Source organism: Nonomuraea sp. NPDC050643 (assembly GCF_040654715.1).
GTDB lineage: Bacteria > Actinomycetota > Actinomycetes > Streptosporangiales > Streptosporangiaceae > Nonomuraea.
Genome location: NZ_JBFAIM010000104.1, coordinates 12,114 through 35,848, shown reverse-complemented (window position 1 = coordinate 35,848; position 23,735 = coordinate 12,114). Strand labels below are relative to the sequence as shown.

The 23,735-nt window shown below is 68.9% G+C and carries 28 protein-coding genes; 18 read left to right on the top strand and 10 right to left on the bottom strand.

Features of this window, described 5'->3' with window-relative positions:
* Positions 1-1,290, top strand: a 1,290-nt coding sequence (locus AB0I15_RS62880) for a tetratricopeptide repeat protein (RefSeq protein WP_358119182.1), incomplete at its 5' end; no start/stop codon positions are given.
* A 95-nt stretch (positions 1,291-1,385) separates the two neighbouring features.
* Here the strand turns inward: AB0I15_RS62880 and AB0I15_RS62875 are convergent.
* A complete protein-coding gene (locus AB0I15_RS62875) occupies positions 1,386-1,868 on the bottom strand; it encodes a hypothetical protein (RefSeq protein WP_358119180.1) in 483 nt (160 codons plus the stop codon).
* A gap of 152 nt (positions 1,869-2,020) precedes the next feature.
* Entirely contained in the window at positions 2,021-2,704 is a 684-nt protein-coding gene (locus AB0I15_RS62870; RefSeq protein WP_358119178.1) for an MBL fold metallo-hydrolase, read from the bottom strand.
* Positions 2,705-2,905: 201 nt separating this feature from the next.
* Here AB0I15_RS62870 and AB0I15_RS62865 point away from each other — a divergent pair, with 201 nt between their 5' ends.
* The 4 genes from AB0I15_RS62865 to AB0I15_RS62850 all read left to right on the top strand — a co-directional run bounded on the left by AB0I15_RS62865 (position 2,906) and on the right by AB0I15_RS62850 (position 7,084).
* Positions 2,906-3,466 (top strand): cysteine hydrolase, encoded by a 561-nt coding sequence (locus tag AB0I15_RS62865; RefSeq protein ID WP_358119175.1) that lies wholly within the window; start codon positions 2,906-2,908, stop codon positions 3,464-3,466.
* A 236-nt stretch (positions 3,467-3,702) separates the two neighbouring features.
* Entirely contained in the window at positions 3,703-4,428 is a 726-nt protein-coding gene (locus AB0I15_RS62860; protein WP_358119172.1) for a class I SAM-dependent methyltransferase, read from the top strand.
* Between the two features lie 773 nt (positions 4,429-5,201).
* Positions 5,202-6,599 (top strand): ricin-type beta-trefoil lectin domain protein, encoded by a 1,398-nt coding sequence (locus AB0I15_RS62855; RefSeq protein ID WP_358119170.1) that lies wholly within the window; start codon positions 5,202-5,204, stop codon positions 6,597-6,599.
* Positions 6,600-6,772: 173 nt separating this feature from the next.
* Positions 6,773-7,084 (top strand): hypothetical protein, encoded by a 312-nt coding sequence (locus AB0I15_RS62850; protein ID WP_358119167.1) that lies wholly within the window; start codon positions 6,773-6,775, stop codon positions 7,082-7,084.
* Between the two features lie 116 nt (positions 7,085-7,200).
* Here AB0I15_RS62850 and AB0I15_RS62845 read toward each other — a convergent pair whose 3' ends face one another.
* Positions 7,201-7,635 carry a VOC family protein gene (locus tag AB0I15_RS62845; protein ID WP_358119164.1) on the bottom strand — a complete coding sequence of 145 codons (435 nt, stop codon included), beginning with the start codon at positions 7,633-7,635 and terminating at the stop codon, positions 7,201-7,203.
* A gap of 212 nt (positions 7,636-7,847) precedes the next feature.
* On the opposite strand from AB0I15_RS62845, the gene AB0I15_RS62840 reads away from it, so the two are divergent.
* Entirely contained in the window at positions 7,848-8,369 is a 522-nt protein-coding gene (locus AB0I15_RS62840) for a phosphoglycerate mutase family protein (protein ID WP_358119161.1), read from the top strand.
* A gap of 98 nt (positions 8,370-8,467) precedes the next feature.
* On the top strand, positions 8,468-8,932 hold the full coding sequence (locus tag AB0I15_RS62835; protein ID WP_358119159.1) for a hypothetical protein: 465 nt from the start codon (positions 8,468-8,470) through the stop codon (positions 8,930-8,932).
* 39 nt (positions 8,933-8,971) lie between these two features.
* Here the strand turns inward: AB0I15_RS62835 and AB0I15_RS62830 are convergent, their stop codons facing one another.
* Complete coding sequence (locus AB0I15_RS62830) at positions 8,972-9,967, bottom strand: LysR family transcriptional regulator (RefSeq protein WP_358119157.1); 996 nt, start codon at positions 9,965-9,967, stop codon at positions 8,972-8,974.
* Between the two features lie 316 nt (positions 9,968-10,283).
* Here AB0I15_RS62830 and AB0I15_RS62825 point away from each other — a divergent pair, with 316 nt between their 5' ends.
* Positions 10,284-11,348: a Glu/Leu/Phe/Val dehydrogenase dimerization domain-containing protein gene (locus tag AB0I15_RS62825; protein ID WP_358119156.1), complete on the top strand. Its 1,065-nt coding sequence runs from the start codon at positions 10,284-10,286 to the stop codon at positions 11,346-11,348.
* Between the two features lie 263 nt (positions 11,349-11,611).
* On the opposite strand, the gene AB0I15_RS62820 is transcribed toward AB0I15_RS62825, so the two are convergent.
* A complete protein-coding gene (locus tag AB0I15_RS62820; RefSeq protein ID WP_358119155.1) occupies positions 11,612-12,259 on the bottom strand; it encodes an HAD-IA family hydrolase in 648 nt (215 codons plus the stop codon).
* A complete protein-coding gene (locus AB0I15_RS62815; protein WP_358119153.1) occupies positions 12,256-12,492 on the bottom strand; it encodes a hypothetical protein in 237 nt (78 codons plus the stop codon). The genes AB0I15_RS62820 and AB0I15_RS62815 overlap by 4 nt, the downstream gene beginning before the upstream one ends.
* Before the next feature lie 335 nt (positions 12,493-12,827).
* Between AB0I15_RS62815 and AB0I15_RS62810 the strand changes: the two genes are divergently transcribed.
* Together AB0I15_RS62810 and AB0I15_RS62805 are read left to right on the top strand one after the other, a co-directional pair.
* On the top strand, positions 12,828-13,739 hold the full coding sequence (locus AB0I15_RS62810; protein ID WP_358119151.1) for a TetR/AcrR family transcriptional regulator: 912 nt from the start codon (positions 12,828-12,830) through the stop codon (positions 13,737-13,739).
* Between the two features lie 198 nt (positions 13,740-13,937).
* On the top strand, positions 13,938-14,291 hold the full coding sequence (locus AB0I15_RS62805; RefSeq protein ID WP_358119149.1) for an antibiotic biosynthesis monooxygenase: 354 nt from the start codon (positions 13,938-13,940) through the stop codon (positions 14,289-14,291).
* A 126-nt stretch (positions 14,292-14,417) separates the two neighbouring features.
* Here AB0I15_RS62805 and AB0I15_RS62800 read toward each other — a convergent pair whose 3' ends face one another.
* Both AB0I15_RS62800 and AB0I15_RS62795 read right to left on the bottom strand, forming a co-directional pair.
* A complete protein-coding gene (locus AB0I15_RS62800; RefSeq protein WP_358119147.1) occupies positions 14,418-14,978 on the bottom strand; it encodes a dihydrofolate reductase family protein in 561 nt (186 codons plus the stop codon).
* Positions 14,979-15,063: 85 nt separating this feature from the next.
* Positions 15,064-16,077, bottom strand: a complete 1,014-nt coding sequence (locus tag AB0I15_RS62795; RefSeq protein ID WP_358119145.1) for a hypothetical protein — start codon at positions 16,075-16,077, stop codon at positions 15,064-15,066.
* A gap of 175 nt (positions 16,078-16,252) precedes the next feature.
* Here AB0I15_RS62795 and AB0I15_RS62790 point away from each other — a divergent pair, with 175 nt between their 5' ends.
* From AB0I15_RS62790 to AB0I15_RS62770, 5 genes are all read left to right on the top strand, one after another.
* The gene (locus AB0I15_RS62790; protein WP_358119143.1) at positions 16,253-17,452 is read left to right on the top strand and encodes a histidine kinase; all 1,200 of its coding nucleotides are present in this window, start codon (positions 16,253-16,255) and stop codon (positions 17,450-17,452) included.
* Positions 17,453-17,476: 24 nt separating this feature from the next.
* Positions 17,477-18,163 carry a response regulator transcription factor gene (locus tag AB0I15_RS62785; protein ID WP_358119141.1) on the top strand — a complete coding sequence of 229 codons (687 nt, stop codon included), beginning with the start codon at positions 17,477-17,479 and terminating at the stop codon, positions 18,161-18,163.
* 102 nt (positions 18,164-18,265) lie between these two features.
* On the top strand, positions 18,266-18,667 hold the full coding sequence (locus AB0I15_RS62780) for a nuclear transport factor 2 family protein (RefSeq protein WP_358119139.1): 402 nt from the start codon (positions 18,266-18,268) through the stop codon (positions 18,665-18,667).
* Positions 18,668-18,960: 293 nt separating this feature from the next.
* Positions 18,961-19,491: a hypothetical protein gene (locus AB0I15_RS62775; protein WP_358119138.1), complete on the top strand. Its 531-nt coding sequence runs from the start codon at positions 18,961-18,963 to the stop codon at positions 19,489-19,491.
* 509 nt (positions 19,492-20,000) lie between these two features.
* A complete protein-coding gene (locus AB0I15_RS62770) occupies positions 20,001-20,537 on the top strand; it encodes a hypothetical protein (protein WP_358119136.1) in 537 nt (178 codons plus the stop codon).
* Between the two features lie 364 nt (positions 20,538-20,901).
* Here the strand turns inward: AB0I15_RS62770 and AB0I15_RS62765 are convergent, their stop codons facing one another.
* Complete coding sequence (locus AB0I15_RS62765; protein WP_358119134.1) at positions 20,902-21,132, bottom strand: hypothetical protein; 231 nt, start codon at positions 21,130-21,132, stop codon at positions 20,902-20,904.
* Positions 21,133-21,218: 86 nt separating this feature from the next.
* Here AB0I15_RS62765 and AB0I15_RS62760 point away from each other — a divergent pair, with 86 nt between their 5' ends.
* The 3 genes from AB0I15_RS62760 (at position 21,219) to AB0I15_RS62750 (ending at position 22,268) form a co-directional block, all read left to right on the top strand.
* Complete coding sequence (locus AB0I15_RS62760; RefSeq protein ID WP_358119132.1) at positions 21,219-21,347, top strand: hypothetical protein; 129 nt, start codon at positions 21,219-21,221, stop codon at positions 21,345-21,347.
* A gap of 186 nt (positions 21,348-21,533) precedes the next feature.
* Positions 21,534-21,857, top strand: coding sequence for an alpha/beta fold hydrolase (locus tag AB0I15_RS62755; protein WP_358119130.1), 324 nt, complete (start codon positions 21,534-21,536; stop codon positions 21,855-21,857).
* Positions 21,858-21,905: 48 nt separating this feature from the next.
* Positions 21,906-22,268 carry a hypothetical protein gene (locus AB0I15_RS62750; protein ID WP_358119128.1) on the top strand — a complete coding sequence of 121 codons (363 nt, stop codon included), beginning with the start codon at positions 21,906-21,908 and terminating at the stop codon, positions 22,266-22,268.
* Positions 22,269-22,534: 266 nt separating this feature from the next.
* Here the strand turns inward: AB0I15_RS62750 and AB0I15_RS62745 are convergent, their stop codons facing one another.
* Positions 22,535-23,692 (bottom strand): NAD(P)/FAD-dependent oxidoreductase, encoded by a 1,158-nt coding sequence (locus AB0I15_RS62745; protein WP_358119126.1) that lies wholly within the window; start codon positions 23,690-23,692, stop codon positions 22,535-22,537.
* Positions 23,693-23,735 lie beyond the last annotated feature (43 nt).

Here is a 23,735-nt window from a genome sequence, read left to right as displayed (position 1 = left end):
ATCCGCGCCAGCATCGCGGTCAGCCACCACCACCTGCGCGAAGAGCCCGCCGGCCGCGACGCCGCCCACCTGCTGCCCCTGCTCGGCCTGCTCGACCTGCCCGCGCACACCCCGGCCGCCACCGCCGCCCTGACCGGCTGGCCCCACCACCGCGCCGAAGCCGCCCTGGAACGTCTCCAGCACGCCCGCCTTCTCGAAACCGCCGGGCGCGACCGCTACCGCTTCCACGACCTGGTCGGCCTCTACGCCCGCGAACGCGCACACCAGGACCTGCCAGAAGAAGAACGCGCCGCTGCCATACGACGCGCGCTCCACCACTATCTGACCACCCTCTGGATGGCCAGCCCCATGCTGGGCCGCGATGCCCTCCCACGCTGCCCCGTCGAACTGCCCGACAACTCCTTCGAGGATCCGGCCGAGGCGGAACGATGGATCCAGGAGGAGCGGGAAAACCTGCTCGCCGCCGCGCAGCAGGCGCTGGCCGGGCCCGATCCGGCGACCGCCGTCGGGCTGGTCATCGGCCTCCACTGGCCCTTCTGCTACCAGGGCTGGCACACCCAACTGGCCGACATCTACACGCACGCCATCGAGGTCGCCGACCGCATCGGAGCGTGGGAGGACAAGGCCCAGCTCCGCAGCTTCCTGGGCTGGGTCTACCGGGACCAGGGCCGCCACGACGTCGCGATCGCCGAACTGAAGACGGCTCTCACCGACTGGGACCGCGCCGAACTACCCCGAAGGAAAGCCGGAGCCCTCAACAACCTCGGCGTCATCCACACGGTCATGGGTCGTCTCGACGAGGCGCTCGCCTATCTGGAGTCCGCTTTCATGCTCATCGACGCGGCCGAACGCCCTGTGGGATCGGTCGTGGTCCGCAACAACCGGGTGCACGTCTACTACCGTCAGGGGCGCTACGACGAGGCGATCGCGGAAGCGCGCCAGTTGGTGGAGTTGTGGCCGACGACGGGCCCGCGTACCGACGTGGGCACCCCCCACGGTTCGCTGGGCGACGCCTGCCGCCACGCGGGCCGGCTGACCGAGGCGGTGGAGAGCTACACTACGGCCGTGCGGTTGCTCGGGGAGTCGGGCTACCGGCTGAAGGAAGCCGTGTCCCGCTGGTGGTTCGGCACCGCCCTGCACGACCTCGGGCGGCACGGCGAAGCGCGGGAACAGTGGGCGGAGTCCGTCCGCCTCCTGTGCGACGCCCGCCTGCTCACGCCACGGGAGGCGACCGAGATCCTCGCCCAGCCGGTGCCGGAGACACCCCAGCCGATCAAGAACATGCTCTGACCCGCACCTCTACGGGCCCCAACGCCGGACACGAGGCCCTCCGCGTCGCCCGCCGCCGCTCGCGGCGCCGGCGGGCCCGACCGGGATCCGGTCGGTTACAGAGCGGTCATTTCAAGGCTGACCACGTACGAGTACGCCGTCTGCTCGGTCCCGGTGAGGGTCCTCGTGATGGTCCTGGTGGCGCCCGTGGCGAGCCCGGCGCACGTGCTGCCGAGGCCGGTCACGGTGCCGAGCAGGTCGCCCTGTCCCCAAACCGGGCCGTCGGTCTCGCGCAGGCCGAAGTCCACGTTCTGGGTGTTCACGATGATCGAGGTCGGGTCCTCGAAGTCGCCGGGATCCCCGTCGTCCCCGGCGTTCATGCCGAAGTTGTTGGCGTTGATCCTGGGGAACAGGTTCCCATCGACCAGGAAGCGGAGCTCGTCCTGGCCGTCCCGGTCGGCCACGTTTCCGGCGTCGATGTGGAACAGTTCCACGCGACACGAGCCGGCCATGGCGGCCGCCGGGGCCGCGGTCAACGCCATCGGCGCCACCAGACCTCCGGCCAGGGCGAGTGTGGCGATCACCTTGCGAGAATGCATGCTGCTCCTCCTGGAGACGCTGACGTTTCGCGATCGTCGCGAAACGCGGCATCAGAGTCGCGCACGCAGCGTGAGCACATCGTGAGATCGCAGGTCGGTGGCTATAGAGCACCCTTTCCGACAATCCCGAGTCGTTCGTCACGCGGAGCGAATCAGCCGACGGCGAGCCTCGGGCCCGGGCAGCCTCCCTCGCCGCCTGGCGACGGGTTGGTCACCGCAGGCTGGAGATCGACGGAATCGCCCACCGGGATGCGGGCGTAGTCGGTCTCCTCCTCCAGCCACGCGTCGAAGTACTCCAGACCGATCTGGCTGAGCTGGATGTCATGGATCGGGAACGCGCGGGCCGGCCGGACGTCTCGGACGAAGGTGATGGCCTCGCCGATCTTCAACCACGGCCCGGCCGCCGGGACGAGCAGGGTGTCGATCTCGTCGGTGGGGACGAACAGGGAGTCGCCCGGGTGGTAGAGGCCGTCCACGATGAACCCGAGGTTCGGGCAGCCGGGCAGTCCGTCGATGACCTCGGCGTGCATGCCGCCCACGGCCTTCACGGTGAAGCCGGCGGCGGTGAAGGTCTCGCCCGAGGCGACCGCGGCCGCTCCCTCGCCGAGCTCGGTCGCCAGTGCCGCATGGGTGTGAACGGTCAATGCGGGATTGCTCGCCCGGGCGGCCCTGAGCGCTTCGACGTCGACGTGGTCGGGGTGCTCGTGGGAGATGAGCACGGCCGTGGCTCCGGACAACGCCGCCTCCGCGTCGGAGAAGGTGCCCGGATCGATCACCAGCACCCGATCGCCGTCCTGGATGCGTACGCAAGCGTGCCCGAAATGCGTCAATCTCACCGGATGATCCTATCGGCCCGCCCTGGCGCCGGCCGCCGGCACGATCGCCGCCCCGCGGCCCTGGATCGTCTTGGGCCTGCGCCGCGGCCGATGGTCCTCACGCGAATCAGTCCCACTATCGTCGTACCAGATCGACGACAGCAGCGCCACGGACAGGACCGTGAGGACGGCCGGTGGCGCGCCGTACAGACAAGGAGCCGTATGACCACCACCGCGCTCATCGTCGGCGACCTGCAGGCGGGCATCGTGGACAACTATCCTTTCGCCGCCGGCGTGATCCCCGTCGTGGAAAAGGTTCTCCCCGCGGCCAGAGCCGCCGGAATCCCGGTGATCTTCATCCGTTTCGGGCTGCGGACCTCGGGCCTTGACGTGGCGGCGGGAAACCAGTTGATCAGGACTCTGCACGGGGCGGGGACGCTGTTCCACGAGGAATCCCCTGAGACGCTCGTGCACTCGCGCATCGAGCCGCTGCCGGGTGAGGCCGTCGTCCTCAAGCGCCGCGCGAGTGCCTTCGCGGCGACCGACCTCGATCGGCTCCTGCGCGCCCAGCACATCGACTCGATCGTGCTGACCGGTGTCGCGACCGGGGCGATGGTCGCCGCCACCCTCTACGACGCCTCCGACCGCGACTACCACGTGACCGTGCTCAGCGACGCCTGCGCCGACGGGGAGCCGGACGTGCACGACTTCCTGATCAACCGCGTCTTCCCGGCCAGGGGCGCTGACGTCCTGACGAGCGACGAGTGGACCGCCCGCCTGTGACCGGCCGTCAGCAGTGAAGATCTGAGCCATGCCCGCGATGGCACGTGACCGCGCAGGCTTCGATGTCGCGGGACGGCCCGCCCGAGGTTTCAGCGGCTCGGGTGCAGGGCCGCGGGCGTCTTCCACGACGACCTCGAACGGACCGAGCGGGGGTGGCGGATCGCCCACCGCCGCCTGGAGATCCACCACGTGGACGTGGCCGTCACCAGACCCGACCTCTTCCCCCGCTTCCGGACATGACCAGCGCCAACGGCCGGACCGCCAGAACCAAGATCGTGTCCTATGGTTGGCTGATGCCTGCACACCATATCGACCGCCCAGCCGATCTCGACACGGTCCGTGAGTCCTATGACCGGGTGGCTGACAACTACGCCCACATGGTGCTGACGACGGGAATCGGCGACATCCGTCGCCACCCATGGCTCAAGGCATCGATCGATGCCTTCGCCGACACCGTGGGCGAGCTCGGGCCGGTCCTCGACGTCGGCTGCGGACCCGGGACGGTGACCGCCTACCTCGCCGAACGCGGACTCGACGTGTCCGGGGTGGATCTGTCTCCTCGCATGATCGAGAACGCGCGCCGCCTGCATCCGCAATGCCGCTTCAGCGTCGCCTCTGCCACCGACCTCGACCTTGGCGAAGCGTCCCTTGGCGGCGTGCTCGGGTGGTGGTCACTGTTCAACCTCCCTCGCGACATCCTTCCTCAGGTTCTCGCCATGTTCGCGCGCGCCCTGAAGCCGGGCGGACATCTCATCACCGCGACACACGTCGGCGACGAAGACGCGGTGCGCACCGAGGCCTACGGAGGCGTACCGGTTCGCTGGACGACGCACAAGTGGCGGCCGGAACAGCTCGTGGACCTGATCGAAGAGGCGGGACTCCGCCCGGTCGCCGAACTCCGCCTCCCCGCAGACGAGCAAACCGGCCCAGGCCTGGTCGTCATGGCCAAGCGCCCCACCTGAGGCCCAGAACCCGAAGGCCACCCGAGCCAGAACCGACCCGCTCAACGATCCGAAGACCTCCGAAAACGCGAGCTCCCGTCCGATCCAGATGATCGGACGGGATCCCGTCAATCTTGGCTCAGCCGCCGCCGACGCGGCTCCGCACTGGCCGGACGAGGTATGCCACGTGGGTCGATGTCAGGCCGGCTCCGGCGTTGTTGTCGGGCACGCTCGCAGGAGTCGGCGAAAGGGCGTGACTCGCTGCAGATCCGGATGCCACCGACATCCGGTTCCCACGCAAGGGCGGCCTGCGGGCCTGGGCCGAGGACCGGGCACGTCTGCCGCAGCGGGACAAGCATCCGCGCGAAGAGGGACCTTCTCGCCACGTCAACAAGGTCGACGAGGTCATGTGATGTTTTGGGCGGCCGGACGTTGATCCGGGGCATGGGCTGCTGCGCAGCCTTCGTAGGGTGACGTCTGTCCGCAGGGGGTGTGCTTCGGACGTGTGCGGCCGTGCCTCGCTCTTGCCGACTCGCGCGGCTCCACTCCATGACGCCGGCACCCGTACGTATGAGCTGTTGTGTTCCGTATCAGGAAATTCTATACATGTCAGTTGACGTGAGATATACGTCAGCTTATGCTCAGCGCCATGTAGCAAACTCAGGTTAATGGATTCCGGTCGAGTAGGAGCTCTCATGAAGAGTCTGCTCAGAGCAACCGCCGCGGCCGGTTGGCCCCCCTGACCATCGTTGAAGAATTCTTCAGTGCCACCGGCAACCCGTGAGGGAGTACGCATGTCATCGTCATGGACCCCAGTCCGGCGCGTGCGGGGCGTCGCGGCGGCGATCGTGCTGACCCTGCTCGCCGTCCTGTTGCCACAGCCTGGCGCGTCGGGCGAGTCCGCGCTGGGCTCGCTCGCGCTGTCGGCGCCGCAGCGGCTGACCCTCAAGATCCTGCACTTCAACATGGCGGGCGCGGCGAAGAACGACGGAAGATACCCGATCATCGGCAGGATCATCAGAGAGGTGCAGGAGCGCCGGCCCGACGTCATCTCGCTGAACGAGGTGTGCGACCGGCAGTACGCCCACCTGCTCATCCAACTGGACGAGATCGGCTATCCGATGCAGGGGTACTTCCAGGAGTCCAGGACGATCGTGCCCGACTGCATCGTGCCGCCCGACACCCGCAACGAGGCGGGCAACGCGGTGCTCGTCCGGGGCGAGGTGCGGAGCACCAAGGGCTACATGTTCACCACCGACCACAGGCTGGAGGAGCGGGACCAGCCGACCGTGACCGAGCAACGCAGCGTCGCGTGCCTGTCGGCGTGGTTCGGCATCCCGGACGAGCTGGTGAAGGTGTGCTCGACGCACCTCACGCCGAAGGAGGACGGGGCGGCCAACCCGTACGCCGGGCCCGAGGCCGAGGCCAGAGAGCTGGCCCGGGTGTTCGGTCCGGAGGCGGCGGTGGCGCCGTTCATCCTCATGGGCGACCTGAACCTGCTCCCAGGGAACCCGGCGCTCAACACGCTGTACGCGCCCGCCGCGGGCACGACGGGGCGGTTCTGGGAGACCGACATGCACCACTACTGCACCGAGGTGGTGTGCGAGGGCCCGGTGCAGGGCGGCGCGCCCAGCCACGCCCAAGGAAAGATCGACTACACGTTCGTCAGCCGCGCGCACTTCAGTTTCGAGTACGACAACGTGCAGATGATCGACGCCGGCAACTGCGACGACCATGTGTGCTCCGACCACCGGATGTTCCGTAGCGAGGTGGTGTGGCACCAGACGGCGACGCCGTACGGGCTGGTGCGCAACCAGAGCAGCGGCAAGTGCGTGATCGTCCGGGGCACCGCCGACAACGCCGCCGCGGTGCAGTACACCTGCCTGCCGCAGTACGCCGACCAGTTGTGGCGCTTCGAGCACGCCGGGTGGGGCTGGTATCGGCTCCGCAACCAGAACAGCCAGAAGTGCCTGATCGCGCGGGGCTCGACCGCCGGCGGCCCGGCCGTCCAGTACACGTGCTCGTCGCAGTACAACGACCAGTTCTGGCAGGTCGGCGACCCCCAGGCCGGCATGCTCCGGCTGGTCTCCTCCGGTATGTGCCTGCTGGTGCGCGGCGCGGCGAACGACGCGCCCGTCGTGCACTACACGTGCCTGCCGCAGTACGCCGACCAGCGGTGGACGTACGCCTAGTCGGGGCGTCAGGCAGAAAGGGCCGGCGGGACATTCCGTTCCGGGCACTCGAGGCGATGCCGAATGGCATTGACACCAGGTACCGGAATGGCGCATGCCGCGAAAGAACCGTCGATGGACGGGACGAAATCGAGAGAGGACAAAAGATGCGGATACGTTCAAGTGCGTTACGCGTGCTGGCCATCGCGGCGCTGGGGGTCTCGGCGACGCTGGCGCTGCCCGCGACTGCCGCCCAAGCCGCACCGTCCGGTTGCTGGAGCGGGCAGTGGAATGGCTACGATGGCTGGCAGGGAAAGTGCGGCACGATTTCCTATCCCGGCGTCGACGGATACCGCGCCGTCGCCTACTGCGTACGGGAAAACGGAAGCAGGCGTACGGTCTATGGTCCTTGGGTGACGCGTATTCCGTATCCGGTGTCGGTGGCGGCATGCCCGGTCAACTACTCCGCCGGTGGCGGTACCCTCCAGACCGTCTCAGGTCCGTGACCGGCGGTTAACCGGCTCACCCCGCCACGACGGCGCAATCGGATTGGCGCTCGCCGAAGTCTCTTGTGGACCTCGGCGGGTGCCACGACCTTGATGAGGAAAAGACGAAATCGACCTCAGACCACGCAGAACTCGTTGCCCTCGACGTCCGCCATCACCACCCAGCGCTCTGGCGGACTACGTCGTTCCACCACGGTGGCCCCAAGCTTCATCAGGCGAACCACCTCCTCCTCGATCCGCTGTCCGCGCTCCTCACCGGAGAGGCCGCCGGATATTTTGACGTCGAGGTGCAGCCGGTTCTTCGCACTCTTGGATTCGGGCACCCGCTGGAAGTAGAGGGCGGGTCGCTTGCCACACTGGTCGATCAGCACGCGCATGACATTGCGTTCGGCTTCGGGAATGCCTTCGCCTTCGGCCCAGCCTTCCCAGGAAAGATGACCTTCCGGTGGTGGCGGGAACGCGTAGCCGGGGATCGCCTCCGCCCAGAACTCGGCCAGCCTCTGGGGATCGGCGCAGTCGAACGCGACCTGCACTTCTGCTTCCACATTCATGCCCTTCACCGAGCAGCCCGATATGACACCGTGGACGCTACGGCCCAGCACCGACAGAACTGGGTGCCGTTGTGGCCACCCGGGGAAGTGGCGGCCCGCACTCGGCAAAGGAACGGCTCATGGTGCCGCGAGCGGGTCTCCGTACCGGTCTTCAACGTCTCCCGAGAACCTTTCCCCGGGTTATGAGGGTGTCCACTCGATATGTTCGTCACATGTTGTTCCTGGTCCGCCACGCCATGCCCGCCTACGGTCCGACCGTCCCCCCGCACGAATGGACGCTCAGCGCCGAGGGGTGGCAGGCGGCCCATCGGCTTGTCGCCCGACTGCCCGAAGACGCCCGCCTCGTCTCCAGCAACGAACCGAAGGCATGGCAGACTCTGGGCGGCGACGGCGCGGTCGCGCGTGATCGACGGTTCAACGAGGTCACCCGCGTAGAGCCAGGGGAAGGCGGCTATCGGGAGTTGCGGCGCGCGTACGTGGAAGGCGCGGACCACGCGGACTGGGAGCCGCGAGCCGAGGTCGCCAAGCGCTTCGACGCCGGGATCGCCGAGCATCTCGCGCTTGCCGGCGGGCGTCCGCTCGCAGTGGCGACACATGGCATGGCGATGACCGTCTGGGTGACGGCGCGGCTGGGCTTGCAGAGGCCTGGCGACTTCTGGGCGGACCTTCGCTTTCCTGACGCGCATCTCGTCGACCTTCACTCGGGCACCGTCGAGCGAGCCTTGGCCCTCTGAACAACACCGGCGGTGCGGCACCAGTCTCTCGGGTCGCTTCGAGTCACGTAAGGCCAGTAGGCTGACCATGATCGCCTGCGACGGTGAAGGAGCCGCCCATGACCGCTGACCCCACGATGGCCCGGATCGGCCAGGGGGTGGAGCTGAATCACCACCAGGGCCGGCGTGAAGCGGCTCGTGAGTTGTTCGCGCAGATCTGGGACGACATCGGCGGCGAGCAGGGTGACCCGCTGCATGTGTGCGTCCTCGCCCACTCGATGGCCGATGTGCAGGATGACGTGCACCAGGAGCTGGTGTGGGATCTGCGGGCGCTTGCCGCCGTCGGCCTGATCACTGATGAGCGGGTGGCCCAAGCCGGGGTGCCGCTTTCGGTGGCCGGCCTGTATCCGTCGTTGCACCTGAACCTGAGTGAGTGCTATCGCAAGCTGGGCGATCTCGGCCGCGCCCGTGAGCACCTCCAGCAGGCGCGGGACGGGATCGGCGCGCTCGGCGACGACGAGTACGGGCAGCTCATCAAGAGTGGCCTGGAGCAGGTGGCCGCACAGTTGGGTGAGACCGTCTGACTGCGAGCCCAGACAAGTAGGCAGCCCGCGACCGCCGCGTCAGTGGGGCTGCCGAGAGGTCCATGAGCCGCGTGAGAAGACGCCGTTGGACGCTCCGAGCGGGGTCTTGGTGTGCGGGCCACTTCGAGCGAGAGACTCAACCGCCGTCACAGGCCAGCAGGGCGAGCCGCAGGGCTTGACCGCTCCGCTCTGAAAGCCCCGACGCCGCTCGACCAGCACCACCGGAGTCGAGGGGGAGACGGCGACGTCGAGGGCGCGTAGGCGGCCCGCGTTCAGTTCCCGCTCGACGGCGCCGCGCGGCACCATGGCCAGCCCGAACCCCGCTTCCACCAGGCTGATCTGAGCGGTCAGGCTGTCGATGGGCACGATCTCGGTCGTGTCGGCCGCTTCCTGTCCCAGCAGTGCGCGAAGGGCGTTGGCATAGGATTCGCGCGTCTCACCGGTACGTGGCGGAAAGGTGATCCACGGGTGTGCCGCCAGTTCGCCGCGGGTCAGGTGCCGTGAGGCGGCCAGCGGGTGCTCGGGTGCGGCGATGGGCACCAATTGCTCGTCGTAGGCCCGGGTGGAGAGCAGGTCGGGATGGCTGTCGTCGTCGTACCGCAGCCCCAGTGCGACCTCGCCGCGGCGGACCAGGTCGCTGACGCCGTCGCTGGTCGCCGTGCGGATCCGCAGCCGCACGCCCGGGTGCGCGCGCCGGTAGTCGCGCAGGCGCCTGGTCAGGCCCGTTCCGGCCAGCGTGCCGACGAAGGCGAGCGTCAGCTCTCCGGTGTGTCCGTGGTGCAGATCGCGGACCGCGTCGAGGCTGTCGCGCATCACGGTGACGAGCATCTCGGCGTACGGCAGGAACGCCCGCCCTCCCTCGCTGAGCATCACGCCCCGGCCGACCCGTTCGAAGAGCGGGGCGCCCAACTCCTGTTCGAGCAGGCGGATCCGGCGGCTGATCGCGGGCTGGGAGACGTGCAGGGCCTCGGACGCCCGGGTGAATCCACCCCCCCGGGCGATGGCCAGGAAGGCCGCGATCTGATCCACCTCCATACCCATCAACTTAAGCTGATGGCATGCCGTAAATAGATGCATTGGACACATATCACCTGCTCTTCCTATGTTGACCGGATGTGAGAACTGATCTCACGCCTCCGAACGCGCCAAGGCTCGCGCCGTGAGCCTTATCGCCTTGGACGCCGTCAGCGCCGACGTCTACATCGGCAACGGCCGTACGAAGCAGGCTCTCCGACGGCATGGTGGCCGAACCGCTCCCCCCGGGATTCGTCGGAGAGGAGGAGATCATGGAGCCCGTGCCCACCGCGACCACCCACCACTGACACACCGCCTCCAAAGGGAGATCATCGACATGGATCTGTTCGACCGCATCGAACAGCACGCCACCGAGCAGGTCGCCTTCGGCGCCGACCCCGCCAGCGGGCTTCGCTCGATCATCGTCATCGACGACACCACCCTCGGCCCGGCCCTGGGCGGAGTGCGCATGTGGCCGTACGCCGACGAAGATCAGGCCGTCACCGACGGTCTGCGCCTGGCGCATGCCATGACGCTCAAGGCCGCGGTCGCCGGGCTCAACCTCGGCGGCGGCGCGAGCCTCATCATCGCGGACCCCGCGCACGACAAGAGCGAGGCTCTGCTGCGCGCCCATGGCCGGTACATCGCCACGCTCGGCGGACGGTTCATCCCGGTCAACGACGTCGGCACCACGCAGGCCGACATCGAGGTCATCGGCAGTGAGACCGCTCCCGTCTGCGACAGGGGTGATCCGTCCCCGTACACCGCGCTGGGGGTGCTCGAATCCATCCGCGCCGGGCTGCGGGCCACGTACGGCTCCGGCGACCTGGCCGGCGTGAAGGTCGCGATCCAGGGGACCGGAAACGTCGGCTCCCACCTGGTCCGCCTGCTGCGCGCCGAGTCGGCCGAGACGATCGTCGCGGACCTGGACGCCGAGCGGGCGCACGAGGTCGCCGACCGGTACGGCGCGAAGGTGGTGCCCGCGGGAGAGCTCCTCGCCTCCGACTGCGACGTGCTGGCGCCGTGCGCGCTGGGCGAGGTGGTGACGGAAAAGACGCTCCCGCGGCTGCGGTGCCGCGTCATCGCCGGAGGAGCCAACAACGTCCTCGCCGCTCCCGCCCTGGCCGGCGCCCTGGCCCGTCACGGCATCCGGTACGTCCCGGACTTCCTCGCCAGCGCCGGTGGGCTGATCTACCTGGAGGAACAACTCCTCGGCCACGATGACCAGCGGGCGACGGCCAGGGTACGGCGCGTGGGGGAGACCGTCGCGGAGATCCTCGAACGGGCCGGCCGCGAGGAGATCACAACGGTCGAGGCGGCCACGACCCTGGCCCTGACCCGCCTCACAGCCCGCCGCAGCCACCCGCCCTACCTCGGCTACGGCCTACGCGGACAGGGTTAGGTCAGTCGACAGGTCAGGGATCTACGACGCGAGAAATCTACAATGTAAAGGCGCTCGGTTTCGTCAACCACGATTTACTGATGCTCCAGGCCGCCACGCAGGAGCGCGTGGGGCGGGGTTCGGCAAAGAGGGCGATGGCCTTCACGACGTGGCTCAGGTCCGGTCCGAAGGACGCCGCCGAGCCGGCCATGGACGAGGACCAGGTCACCGGCGGCGGCAGCGGGCTTCCGCGTAAGCGGCTGTGGTCATGATGCGGTCCCCGATCAGGGGTGCGGCGTGAGATCGGCGAGCAGCGGGGTCAGGGAGTCGTGTTCGGCGAGAGGGGCGGGCAGGTCGCCACGGTCCATGTGGATGCGGTTGTGCCACCACACGGGCATGCCGACTCCGCTCGCGCCGGGGATGTCGTAGCGGGATCCGGCCACGAAGAGCACCCGTTCGGCGGGTACCCCCAGGGCGTCCAGGGCCATCCGGTACGGCTCGGGGCGAGGCTTGTAGGCGCCCGCGGCCTCGGCGGTGACCACGACGTCGAACGGGACGCCGACCCGCGCGGCGGCACGGCGGCCCAGGTCGTCGGAGCAGTTGGTGACCACCCCGACCGTCGCGACGCGTGCCACCTCGGCGACCACCCCGGGTGCCTCCGGCCACGGCGCGAGCTCGTCCCATCGGGTGATCAGCGCCCCGGCCTGGCCGGTGCCGATCCCGTGGGCGCGACCCGCTTCGAGGACGAGGTCCTCGTACGGGTGGTAGCGGTCGGCGGTGTAGGCCAGGCGGAGGTACTCGCCCCGCCAGCGTCGGCCGGCCTCGGCGTCCCCGGCCACGTCGTTCCACAGCGACCACGAGTCGAGCAGGGCGGAGAGCAGATCGAACAGCACCGCGTCGTAGCGACGCGCGTCGGTCCCGGCCGGCCTCACGCGGCAGCGCCGATCAACGCGGTGAACCGGTCGGCGCCGACGTTGCCGCCGGACAACACCACGCCGACGCGCCGCCCGCCGGACCGGACAGGATCGCTCATCATGCTGGCTCCGGACGGCTCGACGTCCCGGATCTGATGGATGTGGCGACCCTCGGCCAAGCCATCGGCCACCAACTGCGGCACGGCCTCGCGGACATGTACCATTTGGTTCACTATAGCGAGCGGTTTCATGGAGCGAAAGATGCGAAATCGGAAAAGGGGAAGGCCGACATCGAGCGGGTGATCCTGCGCGAGGCGCGCCGATATCATGAGGTCCTGAGACCGGATTGCCCGCTGCGATGCGTCCGCCTCTTTTCAGTAGCGTGACGTTAATTGACGGTTTTTGACACGGCAAGAGCGCGGGCGCGCCGACGGGGGCTGCGTATATTGACGTTCCTTGACGGCGATGGGATGTGGACGCTGTGGTCGGAATAGCGCCACCTGGGCTTGAGCAGGTGCCCGCCGGCCCGGTGCGAGACCTGGTCGAGGCTCTGCACGGGCTCTACCAAGGTGCTGGAATGCCAGGAGTGCGGCGGATCGCCGGCGCGGTCATGGACGGTGACTTCCTCGACACGATCAGCCATGAAAAGGTCGCTGCGATGCTGCGGGGGAGTGGGCTGTCGCGATGGTCCAAGCTGGAGCCGGTCGTGCGCGTGCTAGCGGCGTGGAACAACCCTCCGCTCGACCCGGACCGGCAGGCGGCCGTGTTTCAGGCGCTCTGGCGTGCCGCCGCGGCGAAAGGGAGGAAGGTCACCGTGGACGAGCAAGAACACGGGTCTCACCAGGCCGCACGTACCCAGGGGCAGGGAGGCGACGGCAGCGGCGGGGCAGGCGGTGATGCTCCTTCGGACAAGAACGACCGGCGCAAGGCGGAGCTGCTGAACTCGGTCGTCAACTACATGCTGGAGCAAGGGTCCGCGGCGGCGACGTTGCGTGATCTCTCACGGGCGGCGGAGTCGAACAACCGCATGTTGCTGTACTACTTCGGCTCCAAGGAGAATTTGGTCCGTGAGGCCCTCGACGTGGCATTGCTGCGATATCCGCTGCTGAAGGATGCCGATCGCCACATCGGGCGCCTGGACCTTCCGCTGAAGGCGCGTCTGGACGAGACCTGGCGCGCCCTGTGCCGCGAGGAGAACCTGCCCTACCTGAGGCTGCTCTTCGAGTCCGTGGGGCTGGCCGTGCACCAGCCGGACCGCATACCGGGGTTGCTGCGGCACTTCGGCCACGATTGGGTGGACACCGCGACCGAGGCCCTGGTCAAGGACGGTCTGCCGGACGGCCCGGCGAGACTCCTGGCCAAAGAGATCGTGGCCCTGTGGCGTGGGCTGCAACTGGATCTGCTCACCACCGGGGACATGGAGGAGGCGACCGCCGTGCACGGCATCGCGGCGGAGGCGATCGCCAACCGTGCCGAGACCCTGCGCAAGCGCACATAACCGGCGGGCAGGGGTCATTGTCCGATCAGGGTGAACGGTGGCCCTGCCGATGGCTCGCTCCGCCGTGATCAAAGCGGGCTCGCTACAGGCTCCCCGGTCCGGGCCCCAGTGGGCGCTCCCCGTCGTCTTGGATGGCGGCGACCCATCCCTTGAACCAAATGGTTCACCTTGGTGCGCATCCTGCCCTACAGTGGCGCCATGAGCGATCACCCCGAAGCGCCTGTCACGCCCGTCGAGGCCCATGAACCCCCCTACTACGTGGCGGTCTTCACCGCGGTGCGAACCCAGGACCAGAGCGGTTACAGCGAGACCGCCGCCCGCATGGAAGACCTGGTGAAGGGCGTCCCTGGGTTCCTGGGGATGGACCAGGCGCACACGCCAGGCGGGCTGTCCATCACCGTCGGATACTTCCGCGACGCCGACGCCCTCACGGAGTGGCGGCGCAACGCCGAGCACCGCGCGGCCCAGAAACGCGGGCAGGTCGATTGGTACGAGAGCTACACGCTGCATGTGGCGAAAGTGGAGCGGAGCCACGGGTTCATGCGAACGTAGGCCCCGCAGGGCCCGGCCGGCCGAAGGCACATCAGCGACCGTCCCGCCACAGGCCGGACCACCAGCCCGATGCCGGGGGCCGGCCCAGCAGGCGCTCGCTCGCAACGTGCCGGTCGAGCGCCTCTGCTAGGGGCGCTCGTACCGCATCACCACCACCTGCGAGTCGCAGGTACGTGACTCGGTCAGCCGCAGGCCCAGCCGCTCGTCGCGCGGGACGAACAGCGGCCGGCCACCGCCCAGCACGACCGGGTGCACCGCGATGTGGTACTCGTCGATCAGGCCGTGCTCGGTGAGCGCGGCGGCCAGGCTGGAGCCGCCGGTGAGCAGCAGGTCCTTGCCGTCCTGCCGTTTGAGCTCGGCGACCTGCTCGGCGAGGTCGTCGCCGATGATCCGGCTCGTCCAGTCGGTCTCCTTCAGCGTCCGCGAGAAGACGATCTTCGGCGTCTCGCGCCAGAGAGGGGCGAACTTCAGGACGTGCGGGTGGTCCGACATCGATTCGGCGTTCGGCCAGAAGGCCACCATGCCCTCCCAGACGCCGCGCCCGTACAGGAAGGTGTCGGAACGCTTGCTCAGCGTCTCGGAGTAGGCCGACAGGTCCTCGCCCATCACGGGCCAGTCGAACTCGCCGTTCGGGCCGTCGATGTGGCCGTCGATCGAGGTGTGCACCCAGAAGATGATCTTACGCATGTCCTTGTCCTGTTCTCTTGGTCTTCGCAGAGGGGTCGTCGCCGTGGCCAGGTTCTCTACATCTGGCGGGAGGATCTTTTCCGGGTTATCTCGCCGGCATCGGGGCGGGCCGCCGGCGGCGGAGTAGCGCCAGCAGGCCGACCGTGACCAGCCCCAGAGCGGACAACTCCAGCTTGTCGGCGAGCGTGGCGGCGTTGGCCACCACCCCGAACGCGGTGTGCCCCGCCAGCGCCCCACCGGCCAGGCAGAGGCTGTGCCGATCCGTCCACCCGCCGCTCGCCGTCCACCGGCGGACCAGCCACCAGGCCAGCACCGCGACCACCGCCGCGCCCAGCATCGGCACCGCCACCCAGCCGCCGTGGGTGAAGGCGGGCTGAGCGGCCCCGCCGAACGGGAACAGCAGCGCCAGATACCCGAACCCCGCCACCACCCCGAAGCCCCCCACCGCCCAGGACCCGGGAGCCGCCCCGGCCCGCGTACCGGGCGGCGTGGCGACAGCAGGCGGGAGCACGCGCAGAGCCACCACCGCCAGCAGCGCCACGGCGGCCACGCACCCCGCCAGCACCGCGACCGGCGCCTGGTAGCCAGGGTCGATGGAGGTCGCCACGGTCACCCGCAGCAGCAGCCCGCCCAGTACGAACACCACCGCGGCCACCACGACCCCCGTCCGCTTCAGGTACGGCCGGTCGCGCAGGGACGGGAACGCCAGGTCGGCCAGGAGGATCGGCAGCGCCACGCTGAACACGGCGTGGTAGGGCAGGTTGAGCTCGGTATAGGCGCTGTTCAGCCCCAGGAACCTCGGCGCCCACCCGGCCACTCCGTACATGGTGGGACTGCTGAGCGCCTGCAGCACCAGTCCCTCCTCGACGATCCCGTACGCCAGTCCGAGCAGCAGGATCGACGGCCAGCCCCCGCGGCGCCGTCGTACCAGCTCCCGGATCAGCACCGTGCCGGCCCCGTAGATCGGGATCCACAGGAGCATCAGCCAGATCTGGCTGAGCGGCGGGTTGCCCAGGGTGAGCTCGGCGATGACCGGGGTGATCACCGCGAGCAGCAACGCGGCGCGGCGGCCGCCCTTCGGTATGTCGGCTGCGTTCATGGAGGCCAGCGTGCCGGGCGGCGGGTGTCGGCCGCTGCCGGCGGACGGCCGGAACGTGGCAGCCCAGGTCCCTTCCGCCTACCACTTCGGATACCTGGCCCGGTGACTTTGGTCGTGGTCGACCGGCGACCTCGGTTGCCCACGGGCGCCGCGGGGCGGGCTACGATCGGCGGTTGTGTTCCTGACCAGCTCGGATGAGGTGCGGATCGGCCGGATGCGGTCGCGGGGCGGCTGGGTCGTGGGCCTGGGCGCGTTCGTGCCCGCGTTCGCCGGAGCGGTGGGGGTCCTCTGGGGGGATCTGGCGGGCGGTCCGGGCTGGTACCTGACCGCCGACCTGGTGGGTGGCGCGCTGGCCTGCGCGGGGATATGGCTGTGCCGCAGGTGGCCCGTGTCCGCGGGGCTGGCGGTGATCGCGCTGTCGGTGCCCGCCGCTTCGGCGTCGGTCGCGGCGGGGATGGCCGCGCTGATCGCGGCCCTGTATCGGCGGCCGCGCGTGGCGATCGCGGTGGGGGCGGCGGGCGTGGGGGCGACGCTGGTCAGGTTCGCGTTGCGGCCGCCCGGACTGGCGCCTTATCCGGTGTGGGCGCTGGTCGGGGTGCTGTTCGGGGTGGCGGTGACCGTGTGGGGGATGCTGGCGCGTACCCGCCGGGAGCTGGTGCTGTCGCTGGCCGAGCGGGCTCGCCGCGCGGAGACCGAGCAGCGGCTGCGCGCCGAGGAGGCCCGCCGCGCCGAACGGCTCGGTATCGCCCGGGAGATGCACGACGTGCTCGCACACCGGCTGTCGCTGCTGGCGGTGCACGCGGGGGCGCTGGAGTTCAACGCGGACGCCACGCCGGGCGAGGTCGCGGAGGCGGCCGGGGTGATCCGGTCGAGCGCCCGCCTGGCGCTGGAGGAGCTGCGGACCGTCATCACGGTCCTGCGCGATCCGCCACCGTCGCCACCGTCGCCCCCATCGCCGCCGTCGGACACCGGGTCGCCCTCGGGTGGCGGGGTGGATCTCGGGGCGCTCGTGGAAGAGTCGCGGCGGGCCGGGATGCGGGTTGAACTGCGCGATCACGGCGTACGCCTGTCCGAGGCGCCGGATGCGGCAGGCCGCGCCGCGTACCGGATCGTGCAGGAAGGGCTCACGAACGCGCGCAAGCACGCGCCCGGCCAGCCCGTCACCGTGCTCGTGTCGGGCGCCAGGGGGTCCGAGCTGGTGGTCGAGGTGCGCAACCCGCTGCACACCGGACCGGCCACCCTCGCGGGGACCGGGGCGGGGGCGGGGCTGGCCGGTCTGGCGGAGCGGGCGTCGCTGGCCGGTGGCCGGCTGGAGAGCGGGGAGACGGCGGACGGCGAGTACCGGCTGACGGCCCGGCTGCCGTGGCCGCGGTGAGGGCGTCGCCATGCCGCGGCTAGCATGACCCAGGTGAGAGCCGACGAGAGCGCGCCGATCCGGGTGCTGATCGTGGACGACGACGCCCTCGTACGCGCTGGTCTGACGTTGATGCTCAAAGGCGCCCCCGACCTGCACATCGTCGGCGCGGTGGCCGACGGCGGCGAGGTGGAGGGCGCGGTGGCCGAGCACCGGCCGGACGTGGTGCTCATGGACCTCCGGATGAACGGCCTCGACGGCATCGAGGCCACCCGGCGGCTGCGGGCGGGGGCCGGGGCGAGGACCCCCGAGGTGGTGGTGCTCACCACGTTCGACGCCGACGAGCTGGTGTTCAGGGCGTTGCGGGCGGGGGCGAGCGGGTTCCTGCTGAAGGACACCCCGCCGGAGGGCATCGTGGACGCCGTACGGAAGGTCGGGGCGGGGGAGCCGATCCTGTCGCCGAGCGTCACGCGCAAGCTGATCGCCCACCTGGTGCCCGAGGAGGAGAGCCGACGACGTACCGACGCCCGTCAGGTGCTGGCCCGGCTGAGTGAGCGGGAGCGCGAGGTGGCGCTGGCCGTCGGCCAGGGGAAGCCGAACGCGGTGATCGCCGGTGAACTGCACATGAGCGTGGGCACCGTGAAGGGGTACATCTCCCGCATCCTCACCAAGGCGGGCCTGGACAACCGGGTTCAGCTCGCCCTCGTCGTCCACGACGCCGAGCCGGGGTAGGGGCCTGCGGCACCGCGGACTCCGCGGAACCCGACGTCGGATTGCCTTGTGCGGGGTGTAGACCCGCAGTGGCCATTCGGCTCGATGTGGCATGGTTGCCATATGGGGCCAGATCTACACCCGAACGCTACGCTCGCTCGCTGCCTCTACGATCTAATCGAAAATGGCGATCTGAATGGTTATCTCGACCTGATCGCCGACGACGCCGTCTTTTACATCGGCGGCGACAGCATTGTGGCGGGTGAGCATCGTGGTAAGGACGCGATCATCAGGCTTGGCCAACTCGCGCTCGTGGAAACGAGTGGTACCTTCCGGACCCGGCTGCTTTCCGTAGAGGCCAACGACTCCTATGCGATCACCCTCCACCGTTGGAGTGCGGAGCGTCGTGGAGAGCGTGTCCAGATGGACAACTTCAACGTCTACCACTTCGAGCAAGGGCTGGTCACAGAACGCTGGGAATACGTGGCTGACCAGCGCGCTCATGATGCCTTCTGGCGTCGATGACGGCGATCGAGGGGATGCGCTGGTCGGGCGGCCCGGCCTCGAACACGCGGCGAAGGTGATGCTTCTGCGGGTGGCAGCCCGTGCGAGTCGGGCGGGTGCGGACGGCGACTCGCGCCTGCTGGGGGCACCGATCCGTCGTCGCCGTGAGCGAGCACGCCGTGAAGGGCTCTCCATCAGGCCTGGCCGCTACCCAAAGTATTGCTATCTTTACTTTGGGTGGTCATTGAGTGGCGGGCAAGCCCTCGCCCACGCCCCTGCATGACCTGTTCTTCAGCACCGCAAGGAGGCAAGAGATGTCCGAGGACAACCCATCGCGCCTGATCCGGCTGCGAATACGGTTCTCGCTTCTGGACGCCAACGGAGATGGACGCCTGCAGGCAGAGGACTTCGACATGCTGGCCGAACACATTCTCGACGTGCTCGCCGTCAAACGGAACTCGGCCAAGGCCGCCACCCTCCTGGAGGGCTGCCGCACCTACTGGCGAGGGCTGGTCGCCACCGCGGCCGCCGACGACGTCGTGACCTTCGAGGAGTACGCGGCGGCCCTGCGCGACGAGGCCCACTTCGACCATTTCGGCCAACCCTATGTCCGAGCCCTCGCCTCACTGGCCGACTGGGACGAGGACGGCCAGGTCGAACGCGCCGACTTCCTGGCGTGCATGTCGGCGATCGGCTTCGGGGAACCGCAGGTCGAGCGGATCTACGCCGAACTGAGCCTCGACGGCGCGGTCGCCACGGAAGACTGGAAGGCGGCCATCAGGGACTTCTACCTCAGCGCCACGGCGGACACGCCCGGGCAACTGCTCGCACGCAAGTCAGCATGACATCGAGCCGATCGGCACCGGGCCGCGGGAGCCACGCTCCTGCCGACGAGTAGAACGCCGTCGCCGCGTAGCGGACCCGGGGCGACCGCTGGCCCGCGTCCAGTGGTCCGCTCGCTCCCTCGCGGGAACGTACCGGTGCCGATCGGCCGCTTCAAGTGGCGCTTCTGATGCGCGGCTGCACGCCTGTATCGATCTGCTAATTCGGTGCCTAGCGCTAAACGATGGCGAGTAGGGGTTCGAGCCCCGTCCAATAGGCCGAAATTCGACCAAAGACAGCGGATCGCGGGACGTGCCACAAAGATGATCGCATGGAGAGGCCGGTCGCTCCCGCACGTTCTTTGACGTCATGTGTCACCGTTTCCGCCCTGCCATGTTCGCGGGTTCATCGTGGGCGGCTCACCAAAAAATCGGTCTCACCAAAAAGCCAGTCGACTACTGATAGGTGTTGAGCGAATACTGACAGTGTTCGTTGCCTGGTGTGCGCCCCCCTGCACCTGAGGAGACCTGACATGGCCGAGGACGCCACGTTCCACCTGGCCCGCGTGCAAGCCCGCTTCTCGCTCCTGGATGTCACCGGTGACGGACATCTGCGGGCTGAGGACTTCGACCTCCTGGCCGAGCGGGTGATCAACGCCCTCGCGATGGACCGCGATTCGGACAAGGCCCGAGCTCTCATCGCCGGCTGCCGCACGTACTGGCAAGGACTCGCCGGCATCCCCGGTGGCGAGCAGGACAGCGTCGTCACGTTCGAGCAGTACGTGGCGGCCGCCCCCGACGCCGGCCACTTCGACGCCTACGGTCAGCCCTACGCCAGCGCCCTGGTCGCCTTGGCCGACCGCAACGATGACGGCTACATCGAGCCGGCCGACTTTCTGGCCTGCATGTCGGCGATCGGCTTCACCCTGCACCGGGCCAAGCAACTGTTCAACGTGTTGTCCCGCAAGGGCCGGATCGCCACCGGCGACTGGCAGATGGCGATCAAGGACTACTACGTCAACGTCTCCGCCGACACCCCCGGGCAACTGCTGACACGCAGGTCCGTGTGACGTCCGGCCGCTCGGTTTCTCTGGATTGAGTGGATTGGGCAGATGCGCTGGAATGCGGCGGGCTGCCCTCGAGGCCGGCTTGTCCCACGCAAATCTCTCCCTTCCGGCGCCTCTCAACCTTGCGGCGGAGAGTGAAATCTGGTGGTTAGAGGAGCCATGCCTTCCGACGTATTGAGAAAATCGGCATTTGTCGGCGAAGCTTTTTCTGAGATCCGGCAGGCAGGCCCAGAGCATCGCCGCCGGAGTTCGTTCACCGGTAATTCAATTCGGCTCCAGCGAGAGTAGTCGGAGTATTCACTTGGGTTCGGTTCGGACCCACAACGATATCCTGGCGATCGCCACCGGGCCTCGCCGCCTGAGCGCATCACCACACCGGATCTAATGTCTGGCCGAGCTGCCGCCGGAAAGTGAGCCCGGCGATCTCGAAGCGACCCAGGACGCCGCGCCGCCGGTGTCGGGTGACACCCCTCTCCACGTGGACCAGCGCGCCGTCGACACGGCCGTCGAGATGCCCCGGCTGTTCGCCTGCGCCGACGCCGCGACGGGGGCGGGCCACCTGCGCCCGCCCTGTCGCGCTGTACCTGGCCAACAACATCGTGCCGAGCCTGCACGCCTCCTCACCCCGACATCCGCGACGAGTTGCTACGGGTGTGCGCCTGGCTGACCCATCTGTGCGGATTGATGTGCGACGACGATGAGCTGCACGGCTTCGCCCAGCGCTACCTCCGCCTCGCCATGCGCCTGTCCGCGCCGCCTCTGCGACGAATGCGGCGCCCCTCGAACGTCACGGAACGCCGCCGCCGCTACTGAGGCCCAGCCTGCCGACAGCGGGCCTACCGGGCCAGAAAACCCATCCGAACACCAGAATGACGGCCGGAATCCGGCTGCGTGCCGCCTGAACGACCTTCAGACCGTACGAGGACCTGCATGCGCAGCGGTTGCCGGATCGTTGCCCGTGCATGGGCGGGGAGGGGAATGTCAGGACAGGGGGATCTGATGGACCTGAAACACAAGTGTGCCGAGACCAATGGGGTCCGGCTCCACTACGTCACCGCCGGATCGGGGCCGGTCGTCCTGTGCCTGCACGGCTGGCCGGAAACGCACCGTGAATACCGGGTCGTCATCGAGCGGCTGGGCCACAAATACCGTTTCATCGCCCCGGACCTGAGGGGGTTCGCCGACAGCGACAAGCCGTTCAGCGGCTATGACCCCGAGACGATCGCGGCCGACATGCTGGGCCTGCTCGATGCCGAGGGGGCGGAGCATTTCCACATTCTGAGCCATGACCTCGGCGGACCGCCCTCCGCAGCCCTCGCCTAGCCGGGGTACGTGGATCCCCGCATGGCGTACTGGCACCTCGGAATGCACATGAACATGGACATCACCCGGTTCCTTGTCGAGGGACGTGAAGAGCAGTACCTCAGGCACTTCTTCCGGGATTTCGCCTATGATCCGACCGCGATGCCGGAATCCGAGATCCAGGCGTACGTCCTGCGGATGCGCCAGCCCGGCAATCTGCGCGCGAGCCTCAACCTCTACGGCTCCATACCGCAGTCGGCCGAGCAGATGAGGAGGCTGACGGCGGAGAAGCTGACCGTGCCGATCATGGCGTGGGGCGGCCGGTCGTCCTTCGGGTCCAGCGTCATCGAGGAGTGCGGTCACTGGGTGTTCCAGGAACGGACCGACTTCATCTGCGAGGAAGTGGATCGGTTTTGGGCCGGCGCCGGCTGAGAGAACCATGGGGCGCCTCGTGATCAGCACCTCGCGAACCGTCGAACCGCTGGTGGTCGGTGGGCCCAGGCCGTAGTGGACGGCGATTCCACCGGCTGCTGGGCCGACCTGCGTTTCTCGCTGTACACGGAAAGGCCGACGGACGAGATCCTCGCCCATTACCGGAAGACGGACTTCACACCCTGGTCCGGACGCCGACACGCCGCTGGACGGCGAGCGATGGCGGTCTGGTCACCCGCGCGAGCCGCCCAGCTCGCGCTTGCCGGTCAGGCCGGCTGAACGTCGTCGAAGAGGGCGAGGGCCTGGGTGGGGTCCGGGCTCACGAGGCGTTCCAGGCCGGCCGCCGTCATCTTCGCCAGCCTGCCGGCCCGTGCCGACATCCGCTCCTCGAAGGCGCGTACGGCCTCGTCCAGATCGCCAGGGCCGAGGGCTGCGGCGACGGACTCGGCGAGTTCGGCGCCTTCCAGCATCGCGAGGTTCGCGCCCACCCCCAACGGGGGCATCAGGTGGGCGGCGTCGCCCAGTAGCGTCACCCCGGGGACGTGGGCCCAGGTGTGGGACACGGGCAGGACGTAGTGGGGGCGGTGGGCGAAAGCGGTGCCGTGGCGGAGGAGGTCGAGCACGGGAGCGGTCCAGCCCCGGAACAGGGCCAGCAGGCTTGATCGCACCGCCTCGACGTCGGTCAGGTCGAGGCTCGCCTCCAGGCCAGCGTTCAGGCGGTCCACGTTCGTGTGCCAGTCGAGCGGCGCGCGGAACTGGGCGTACACCTTGACGTGGCCGCCGCTGTTGCGCTGGGCGACGAGGTTGCGGTTCACGCCGTACACGGCCACGGAACCGTCGCCGATCAGCTGGGCGAGGTCGGGGTGGCGGGTGTCGACGTCGTCCAGGGAGGTCTCGATCATGGTGACGCCGGTGTAGTGCGGCGTCGCGGACGAGACCGCCGGGCGGACCCGGGACCAGGCGCCGTCCGCGCCGACCACGAGGTCGAACGTCTCCTGCCGCCCGTCCGCGAACCGGACCAGCGCGCCATCCCGGGTCCCCGGCACCACCTCCGTCACGCCCCGCCCCCACTGGACGTCGAGGGGGCCGAGCAGCAGGTCACGGAGTTGCCCCCGGTCGATCTCGGGATTGGCCCGCTCATCCGGACGGGGATGCCAGTCGCGAAGGACGGTCCCGTCCACGTCCAGGATGCGCATGGCCTGCCCCTCGGGGCGGGACAGCGCCTGGAACTCCGCCAGCAGCCCCGCCTTGCCCAGCGCGAGCTGGCCCAGCCCTTCGTGCAGGTCCAGCGTGCCGCCCGGGGGACGGGCGTCGGGGGCGGGATCGCGTTCGAGGACGGTGACGGGGTGATCGTGGCGGTGCAGGACGCGGGCGAAGGTGAGGCCGGCGGGCCCGGCTCCGATGACGGCAATACGGTGTCTCATAGCGATGTAACGTATTTGACTAATACAGTGTATCGCAACAGTA

Bases quoted from the DNA above. Each gene is read 5' to 3' on its own strand.
- AB0I15_RS62875 (WP_358119180.1), bottom strand. From the start codon at position 1,868: ATGCATTCTCGCAAGGTGATCGCCACACTCGCCCTGGCCGGAGGTCTG.
- AB0I15_RS62865 (WP_358119175.1), top strand. From the start codon at position 2,906: ATGACCACCACCGCGCTCATCGTCGGCGACCTGCAGGCGGGCATCGTG.
- AB0I15_RS62860 (WP_358119172.1), top strand. From the start codon at position 3,703: ATGACCAGCGCCAACGGCCGGACCGCCAGAACCAAGATCGTGTCCTAT.
- AB0I15_RS62855 (WP_358119170.1), top strand. From the start codon at position 5,202: ATGTCATCGTCATGGACCCCAGTCCGGCGCGTGCGGGGCGTCGCGGCG.
- AB0I15_RS62845 (WP_358119164.1), bottom strand. From the start codon at position 7,635: ATGAATGTGGAAGCAGAAGTGCAGGTCGCGTTCGACTGCGCCGATCCC.
- AB0I15_RS62840 (WP_358119161.1), top strand. From the start codon at position 7,848: ATGTTGTTCCTGGTCCGCCACGCCATGCCCGCCTACGGTCCGACCGTC.
- AB0I15_RS62835 (WP_358119159.1), top strand. From the start codon at position 8,468: ATGACCGCTGACCCCACGATGGCCCGGATCGGCCAGGGGGTGGAGCTG.
- AB0I15_RS62830 (WP_358119157.1), bottom strand. From the start codon at position 9,967: ATGGAGGTGGATCAGATCGCGGCCTTCCTGGCCATCGCCCGGGGGGGT.
- AB0I15_RS62825 (WP_358119156.1), top strand. From the start codon at position 10,284: ATGGATCTGTTCGACCGCATCGAACAGCACGCCACCGAGCAGGTCGCC.
- AB0I15_RS62815 (WP_358119153.1), bottom strand. From the start codon at position 12,492: ATGAAACCGCTCGCTATAGTGAACCAAATGGTACATGTCCGCGAGGCC.
- AB0I15_RS62805 (WP_358119149.1), top strand. From the start codon at position 13,938: ATGAGCGATCACCCCGAAGCGCCTGTCACGCCCGTCGAGGCCCATGAA.
- AB0I15_RS62800 (WP_358119147.1), bottom strand. From the start codon at position 14,978: ATGCGTAAGATCATCTTCTGGGTGCACACCTCGATCGACGGCCACATC.
- AB0I15_RS62795 (WP_358119145.1), bottom strand. From the start codon at position 16,077: ATGAACGCAGCCGACATACCGAAGGGCGGCCGCCGCGCCGCGTTGCTG.
- AB0I15_RS62785 (WP_358119141.1), top strand. From the start codon at position 17,477: ATGACCCAGGTGAGAGCCGACGAGAGCGCGCCGATCCGGGTGCTGATC.
- AB0I15_RS62780 (WP_358119139.1), top strand. From the start codon at position 18,266: ATGGGGCCAGATCTACACCCGAACGCTACGCTCGCTCGCTGCCTCTAC.
- AB0I15_RS62775 (WP_358119138.1), top strand. From the start codon at position 18,961: ATGTCCGAGGACAACCCATCGCGCCTGATCCGGCTGCGAATACGGTTC.
- AB0I15_RS62770 (WP_358119136.1), top strand. From the start codon at position 20,001: ATGGCCGAGGACGCCACGTTCCACCTGGCCCGCGTGCAAGCCCGCTTC.
- AB0I15_RS62765 (WP_358119134.1), bottom strand. From the start codon at position 21,132: ATGTTGTTGGCCAGGTACAGCGCGACAGGGCGGGCGCAGGTGGCCCGC.
- AB0I15_RS62760 (WP_358119132.1), top strand. From the start codon at position 21,219: ATGTGCGACGACGATGAGCTGCACGGCTTCGCCCAGCGCTACCTCCGC.
- AB0I15_RS62755 (WP_358119130.1), top strand. From the start codon at position 21,534: ATGGACCTGAAACACAAGTGTGCCGAGACCAATGGGGTCCGGCTCCAC.
- AB0I15_RS62750 (WP_358119128.1), top strand. From the start codon at position 21,906: ATGAACATGGACATCACCCGGTTCCTTGTCGAGGGACGTGAAGAGCAG.
- AB0I15_RS62745 (WP_358119126.1), bottom strand. From the start codon at position 23,692: ATGAGACACCGTATTGCCGTCATCGGAGCCGGGCCCGCCGGCCTCACC.